This window comes from Desulfovibrio sp. 1188_IL3213, from assembly GCF_036763145.1.
GTDB lineage: Bacteria > Desulfobacterota > Desulfovibrionia > Desulfovibrionales > Desulfovibrionaceae > Desulfovibrio.
Genome location: NZ_JBAIYR010000091.1, coordinates 1 through 7,103, shown reverse-complemented (window position 1 = coordinate 7,103; position 7,103 = coordinate 1). Strand labels below are relative to the sequence as shown.

The 7,103-nt window shown below is 53.3% G+C and carries 5 protein-coding genes and 1 tRNA gene; 5 read left to right on the top strand and 1 reads right to left on the bottom strand.

Going from position 1 to position 7,103, the window contains the following annotated elements:
• From V6C16_RS05890 to V6C16_RS05870, 5 genes are all read left to right on the top strand, one after another.
• Positions 1-453: hypothetical protein (locus V6C16_RS05890; RefSeq protein WP_333542883.1), on the top strand; the 453-nt coding region annotated here is incomplete at its 5' end.
• 67 nt (positions 454-520) lie between these two features.
• Positions 521-2,386: an SLC13 family permease gene (locus V6C16_RS05885; RefSeq protein ID WP_333534994.1), complete on the top strand. Its 1,866-nt coding sequence runs from the start codon at positions 521-523 to the stop codon at positions 2,384-2,386.
• 225 nt (positions 2,387-2,611) lie between these two features.
• On the top strand, positions 2,612-3,532 hold the full coding sequence (locus V6C16_RS05880) for a DUF2333 family protein (RefSeq protein WP_333534991.1): 921 nt from the start codon (positions 2,612-2,614) through the stop codon (positions 3,530-3,532).
• 245 nt (positions 3,533-3,777) lie between these two features.
• Complete coding sequence (gene glpK, locus V6C16_RS05875) at positions 3,778-5,274, top strand: glycerol kinase GlpK (protein ID WP_333534990.1); 1,497 nt, start codon at positions 3,778-3,780, stop codon at positions 5,272-5,274.
• 164 nt (positions 5,275-5,438) lie between these two features.
• A tRNA-Leu gene (locus V6C16_RS05870) sits at positions 5,439-5,525 on the top strand.
• A 279-nt stretch (positions 5,526-5,804) separates the two neighbouring features.
• On the opposite strand, the gene V6C16_RS05865 is transcribed toward V6C16_RS05870, so the two are convergent.
• Entirely contained in the window at positions 5,805-6,482 is a 678-nt protein-coding gene (locus V6C16_RS05865; RefSeq protein WP_333534989.1) for an outer membrane protein, read from the bottom strand.
• Positions 6,483-7,103 lie beyond the last annotated feature (621 nt).

Genomic DNA, 7,103 nt, shown 5'->3' with positions numbered 1-7,103 from the left:
CAGGCTCCGGCGCTTGCGTTTCTCCCCTCGGGTGTATCCAGCCTGTCCGCAGCCGCGTCCAACCTGTCGGCAGACTTGCCGGACGGCAGCGGCGCCGATGCCTGGGGTAAGCCCTCTCGCCGGCGTTGTGAACCGGGCAGGGCATGCTCCTGTTTTTTACAGGCGCTACACATCCTTAGCTGTAGTAGGTCCGTGACCAGCGCCCGGCATCGCTTACGCGCCATGCCGGCTGCCGGACGTATTGACCTTGCAGCAGTTCACCGTCATTATCAGCCGCTGCCGAAAGGTCTTTTTCTGAGGAATTTCGTCTTGAAACTGTTCCGTGAAGTTGCTCCGGCGACGGCACGAACCAAGACACGCCCGATGGCGCAGGTCAGCCTCAGCCGTTGCCGAGCACTTTGGGCAACATTTTTTAGTTCTGAATGGAGTTCATCTGGCCGCCTCACAGGATGAAGGGCGGTTGTCCGCCAGCATGTTCATGCAAATTGATTTCCTGTGCAATGTGACCCGATGTTGATGTATCGGCCTTATTATTTTCCTGTGGAGACGCTTTTTTATGCTCACCTATGATATGACTGTCACTCTCGCTGTTCTTGGAGTGACTGTTATTCTTCTTGTAAGTAACGCACTGCGCAATGACGTGGTGGCGGTTCTGATTATCCTGGCTTTGACGCTCAGCGGCGTGTTGCCCGTGCAGGAGGCCATATCCGGCTTTGCCAGCACCACGGTGCTTATCATCAGCTGTATGTTTATAGTGGGCAAGGCCATTATTCATACGGGCATTGCCCAGCGGGTAGGGGAGGTCATCATCCGTCGAGGGGGCCGAAGTGAACGCAGGCTGCTGCTCATGATTATGGGGGCAGCCGCCTCAGTGGGAGCGTTCATGAGTTCCACGGCCACGGCCGCCATATTCATTCCCATCACCCTTTCGGTGGCGGAAAAAACCCGGATCAATCCCAGGCGTCTGCTTATGCCTTTGGCGCTTGCCGCGCTTATCAGCGGCATGATGACGCTGGTAGCCACAACGCCCAATATTATTGTTAACAGCATCTTGCGCGAGCACGGCCTTGAAACGTTGGGTTTTTTCAGCTTCACGCCCTTCGGCGTGCTCATTCTGCTGCTGGCTATGGCCTTTATGCTGCTTTTCGGGCAGGACATGCTGGCCCCCAAGGATTCGCGGGTAGAGTGCAAGAAAAGTCTTTCCATTGATGATCTGTTGCGCCATCACAAGATCGACAAGCAGCAATTTTTGTTGCGTATTCCTGAAGGGTCAGAACTTGTGGACCGTAGTGTGGCGCGCATGCAGCTCAGCGCCCGGTACGGAATCACCTTGCTGGCTGTGGAAAGCAACGGCCACGGCAGAAGGCGAACCATTACACCGGCAAAGCCGGAAAAGGTGCTTCAGGCCGGAGATCTTTTGATGGTTATCGGCTCCGCCGCCCAACTACATGTCTTTATAGAAACGTTTTCACTGGAGCAGGTTTCTGCCACCGTTTCCAAGCGGAGAAATTTTTTTCAGGTGGTGGGGCTGGCGGAGGTCATGCTCAATCCGGAGTCAACGCTTATCGGAAAATCGTTGAAAGAAACGCTTTTTCAAACGACCTTCCAGAGCATGGTGCTCGGCATACGCCGCAAGGGAGAAACCCTGACAGAAGATGTGGCCGATATTCCTCTTAAGTTCGGCGATGTCCTGCTGGTCTGCGGCGCGTGGGAAGACATCCTGCGGCTTGAGCGCAACAAAAGCCAGTACCTGCTGCTCACATTGCCCCAAGACTACAAAGAGGTGATCCCCGCGCGGCAGAAGGGAAAAATTACACTGATCATCATGGCTGTCATGGTGGTGCTTATGGCTTTCAGCCTGCTGCCCCCGGTGACAGCCATTCTGGCCGCCACTGCCGCCCTGGTGCTCATGCGCTGTGTGCCGCTGAATTCCATTTATGAGGTGGTGGACTGGCAGACCGTTGTCATGATCGCCGGGATTCTGCCGCTTGTTCTGGCCTTGCAGAAGTCAGGGATTATTTCGCTGGTTTCCGACGGCTTCATACAGATCTTGTCCGGGGCCGGTCCCTTTGCCGTTCTGGCCGGACTGTTCATGATTTCGGCCTTGTTGGGTTTTTGCCTCTCCAGCACGGCGGTAGCCATGCTCATAGCCCCTATGGCGGTGGATGTGGGGGTGAAAATGGGTATCAGCCCTCAAGCCTGCGCCATGTCTGTAGCCATTGCCTGTTCCGCAGTATTTATTTCTCCCCTCGGTTCGGCGGTGCATATGCTGGTGCGTGAGCCGGGCGGATACAGTCTGAAAGACTATGCCAAGGTGGGCGTCCCTCTGCTGTTGCTGGCCCTTTTGGCAACCCTGTTTTTTTGTTGGGTGTTCTATCTGCGCTAAATTATTGGATGCTTATGTTGTGGGTTGATTTGGCTTGTTGTTGTCCGTCCAAGCAATTCGCATAGGCATACCGGCAACGTACCCGGCGGCAGACGCTTTTCTGTAATGCGCGGGTCTGGCACTTTGTGGGCCACAGACGCGAGCCGCCGTATTTGCACTTTGAGGAAATAGGACTTATTTCTCTACGAAGCCGCATGAAGATTGACATTATATAAGGACCTAAAGATGAAACTGCCGACACTTCCTCCCATTCTCAAGCTGCAGGTTGTGCTGAAAACCCTGGCTGTACAGGTATGTCTTTTTTTTGGCATTCTTTTGGCCGTGTGGGGTTTGCAGCGAGCGTATTCCTTCATTGACGCCACTACTTTTCCGGAGCCGATGACGCTGCCGGCCGCTGCGGACAAGCTGCCGGAAAATGAAAAAGGTAAGATTCTGCTTGATGCCATTACCCATCAGATGCAGCGCGAGCTGAATTCCACCTTTGGCTGGAGCATCAATGATATCGTTTTTAACCGTTTTATTCTGGATAACCGGGCGTATCGCCAGTATGGAGTTTACCACGCCACCAGGTTCCTGCTGGATCTTTATGCCAGCCAGATCGCCAAACTGGGAACCAGCGACAGAGAAAGCGAATTTTTGTATAAGGCGCGTATAAACAGTTTTGCCATTGACCCGCGCAGTTTTATGTTTCCCTCTGCTGAAGGATCATACAAGAAGGGCTTTAAACTGCTTGAGGATTATAAAAAATCATTGGATAACGGCACAGGCGTGTATAATTGCCGTTCTGACGACCTTTACGCCTCTTTTGTGACTGTGACGGGAGAAAACCTGCTCGGTTATGCTCTTGGGCTTTTGCAAAACGCGCAAAGCATGTCTTTTTACACTCTGGACAACCGTATTTATGAGGTTCAGGGAATCGTTCTGGTTCTTCGTGACTTCATTAATACTCTTTATGTGCTGTATCCAGAAATCAAGGCCAAGAATAATGAAGAAAACATGGCTTCCGCCATGTCCTATCTGAACCGGATTTGTGAGTATGACCCCTTGTATATCACGTCATCCTTCAATTCCGGAGAGCTTGTCCTGTCCTACCTGCTGTTTGCAAAGGCACGTCTGGAAGACATACGCAACAGTATCCGCATGTAAGGCAGGGGGGCGCTATGGCGCATCCCGCAAGGGTGTGAGCGAAAAATAAGAGCGTTTACGCTGCTGCAAGAAAATATCCGGCATGACAGGCCGCACGGTTCCAACGCTTTTCCGGCGCTGCTGACCGGCGGCCTGTTTGTGTGCCAGCCCGAACGCGCTCTGTCTATGTTCAAACGGGCCGGTGACGTGTACCATGCGTTCAAGGGCGAAACGACAGAGCTTTACTGCAAGAGCGGAGGAAGAGCATGGCGCCACGCTACATACTGGCCCTTGATCAGGGTACAACCAGCTCGCGCGCGATTCTCTTTGATCGCGATGCCAATATCGTGCAGGTCGCGCAAAAAGAATTCACCCAGATATATCCTGAACCAGGGTGGGTGGAGCATTCGCCCAATGAGATTTTTGATTCGCAAGCGTATGTCCTCCACGAGTGCCTGCGGCTCGCGCAAGTAAACGGCAACCAAATAGCGGCCGTAGGCATAGCCAATCAACGGGAAACTACCGTTGTATGGGAAAAATCCACCGGAGCGCCTGTCTACAATGCCATTGTCTGGCAGGATCGGCGTACTGCGGCCTTTTGTGACCAGTTGCGGGCTGACGGCAAGGCGCTGATCATTCAGGAGAAGACCGGGCTTGTGCCGGACGCCTATTTTTCCGGCAGCAAGGTGCGATGGATTCTTGATAATGTGCCGGGCGCCAGGGCAAAAGCCGATGCCGGGGATCTGCTGTTCGGCACGGTGGATTCCTGGATTGTGTGGAACCTGAGCAAAAGGGGAGCCCACGTCACTGATCCTTCCAATGCCAGCCGAACCATGATGTTCAACATCCATACGGGGCAGTGGGACAGTGAACTGCTGGAAATCATGGGCGTACCCGCCAGCATGCTGCCCGAGGTTGCTCCTTCGTCCAGTCATATGGCAGAGGTACATCCTGAATTTTTTGGCTGCGCGACGCCCATTGCCGGTATTGCCGGCGACCAGCAGGCCGCCACTTACGGCAATGCCTGCATGAGCCGGGGAATGGCGAAAAACACCTATGGCACAGGCTGTTTCCTGCTGCTTAACACCGGACAAAACCCGCGAGTCAGCTCTAATAATCTGCTCACAACCGTGGCGTGGCAGACGGCAGACGGATATTCCTACGCGCTGGAAGGAAGCGTTTTTGTCGGCGGTGCTGTTGTGCAGTGGCTGCGTGACGGGCTTGGCATCATTAAAGACTCCTCTGAAATGGAGGGATTGGCCGGTACTGTGCCGGACAACGGCGGGGTGTATATGGTTCCTGCCTTTGTGGGTCTCGGCGCGCCATATTGGGATCAATACGCCAGGGGGACTATCGTGGGCCTGACCAGAGGAACCGGCAGAGGACATATAGCCCGCGCCGCAACCGAGGCCATCGCGCTGCAGACATTGGATATTATCGATGCCATGCAAAAAGATACGGGCATTGCTCTTACCACACTTCGTGTGGACGGCGGCGCCAGCCGCAATAACATGCTTATGCAGTTTCAGGCCGACCTTACAGGTGTGCTTGTTGAGCGTCCGGTGGTAACAGAAACCACAGCCCTTGGGGCGGCCTTTCTGGCCGGGCTTGCCTCAGGTTTTTGGGAAAATGAGCAAGAGGTGACAAGCCTGTGGAAGCTTGACCGCTGTTTTGCCCCCTCTATGGCCGAAGACAAGAGAGATGAGCTGCTGTACCAGTGGCATCGCGCGGTGCAAAGGGCTGCCCGCTGGCTTGAAGAGTAGGGCGAGAGCCGCAAGTTTGCTGAAGCATTGCCGTCAGCAGGCTGCGGTGTGTCTTTTGCCTGTTTTTGTTAAGGGTAAGAGAGGTTCTTGACTTACCCCTGTGCATTGGGATAAAAAGCTTTTCGCAGCACGGGTTCGGGCGTATCTGCCTGGAATCCAAATTTGCCGGGATGGTGGAATTGGTAGACGCAGCGGACTCAAAATCCGCCGGGGGCAACCCCTTGCGAGTTCAAGTCTCGCTCTCGGTACCAAAGAAAGCAAAGGGTTAGGGTCGTCCCCTAACCCTTTTTGTCGTTTTTTCCGGCGCCAACTGGCACCAAATCGAGCGGGGCATCAACTCGGCTGCCCTGGACTGCCCGCCGGGTGTAACATGGGCGTACGTGGTTGCTGTGAGCGGTCGCTGTGCCACGCCACCTATTTTTAACAAACGCGACACCGGATATGAAAAAACACTTTGGTGCGTGGCGCTTGATGCAATAAAAAAAGCCGCCCGAAGGCGGCCTTCAAGAGGAAGGTCATGAAAGGGCCTTTTAGAAGGTATAGCGGATGCCGAGGCTGAATTCGTTGGCATAAGGAGCCATGCCAAGCTTCATCTTTACGCCATCCACGGTCTTTTCGTTTTCGTGGTAGCCAAGGGCCACGAAACGGTAGGCCAGATCGGCGGACAGGTTGTTCGTGATGGCGTAGGCCACGCCAGCACCTGCGTTCCAGGCGAAGACGGTATTGGCTTTTTTATAGCTTTCGCTCCCTAATCCGGCGATCTCTATTTCATATTTGCTCTGGATGAAGCCCATACCAAGCCCACCACCGATATAAGGCGTGAAGGCCGTATCATTATGGAAATCCCAATACGCATTCAGGAAAAGCGTTTGGAGATTCCACTGGCCTTTAAGGGTGACGAGATCCCCAAAATCTTTGGAATCCCATTCAGTTTTGCTGTTGGTGCGGATGGCGTATTCGATTTCAGCGCGGACAGGCACCTGATGCATGGGGTAGAAGTCGTAGCCGACAAAAACGCCGCCGCCGACAGTGTTCTGTGTGTAGCTGTCTACCTCAAAAAAATCGATGGCGCCGCCTTTGGAGACATTTCCTGTGCTCTGGATGGAATCGATAAACTTCAATCCCATGTAGAAACCGTTATCCGCAGCAAGTGCGGATACTGAAAGAGCCAACGTCAAAGCCATGGCAAGTAAACTGCGTTTGAACATGTTCCCTCCAATTTGAGTGTTGATCAACCGTACGTTATAAAACAACATAACAAAGCTATTCGTTCAAAAAATTTAACTTTTATGTTGTATTATTGTGTTTTTGCGTAACAAAGGTGAGGCCAGGCAGCAATAACCGCTGACCTCGCCAATGGTTGCTGCGTGCCGTTCGCTGCGCATAAAAAAGCCGCCAGCAGGAGCAGTCTATGGGCGCGCGGGCAAGATTCTATCCCGTTGACGCATGGGAATGTACGAATGTACGCGCGCAAAGCGGATTGGAGCAGGGCAGGGGAATGAGAACAAATGTATGAAAGAGTCGTGCGTTGAACGGGGGGATGAAAAAGCGGGTCCCGATCCCGTTTTTGCTATGTTCGCGCATACGGTTTAAACGGCATGGCGCACGGCTATAGTCTGTTCATCCTCAGCCTGCTCCCGCAGGCTGGTTTGTGGCGGCAAAAGATGAACGCAGTAGTAGAATGAATACCGATGAGCCTACTGGGTAATCCCCCCAGAAAAAAGTAGCATTTCAAAGTAGAATTTCCGAGAATAAGCAATCTGGAGATTTTACAATGAAAAAGTCACGCTTCACGGACAGTCAAATCTTGGCGATTTTAAAACAGGCCG

What these genes read in the sequence shown, in the direction of transcription:
- glpK (WP_333534990.1), top strand. Translation starts at nt 3,778, where the DNA reads ATGGCGCCACGCTACATACTGGCCCTTGATCAGGGTACAACCAGCTCG.
- V6C16_RS05865 (WP_333534989.1), bottom strand. Translation starts at nt 6,482, where the DNA reads ATGTTCAAACGCAGTTTACTTGCCATGGCTTTGACGTTGGCTCTTTCA.
- V6C16_RS05880 (WP_333534991.1), top strand. Translation starts at nt 2,612, where the DNA reads ATGAAACTGCCGACACTTCCTCCCATTCTCAAGCTGCAGGTTGTGCTG.